At 45.5% G+C, this 525-nt stretch carries 1 protein-coding gene; it reads right to left on the minus strand.

The annotated features are described in order from the left end of the window. Window positions 1–297: 297 nt before the first annotated feature. Window positions 298–525 (minus strand): reverse transcriptase domain-containing protein (locus tag HX004_RS17675; protein ID WP_286444184.1); only part of this gene is annotated, 228 nt, incomplete at its 5' end.

Below are 525 nucleotides of genomic sequence, written 5' to 3' on the forward strand. Positions count from 1 at the left end.
TCACCTACCACATCACTGACACCCCCATCAATCATGTCATCCACAAAGATAGTGATGACCACAATGCCCTTACCACTCTTATGCACATAGAGTGAATGATCTGCACTTGACATACAAAATCTAATGGTGACAAGATACTCAGCGATCTTGTCATGCCATGCTCTCGGTGCTTGCTTCAAGCCATACAAGGCTTTACGCAGCCTGCACACAAAATTTGGGTGACTCAAATCCTCATAGCCAGGTGGCTGGGGTCCAAATACACCTCTTCTTGCAACTCACCATGCAAGAATGCATTCTTTACATCCATTTGATGTAAGATCCAACCTTTTGATGCAGCCACACGGCAATCACTGCTCTCACTGTTGCCATCTTTGCAACAGGTGCAAATGTCTCCTCATAATCAATGCCATGTGTTTGTGCATATCCTTTGGCTACCAGTCTAGCCTTGTACCTGCTTATGCTTCCATCTGAGTTGTGCTTCACCTTGTACACCCACTTACAGCCAATAGCCTTTTTACCCTCAGG

Source organism: Myroides sp. 1354, assembly GCF_030324495.1.
GTDB lineage: Bacteria > Bacteroidota > Bacteroidia > Flavobacteriales > Flavobacteriaceae > Flavobacterium.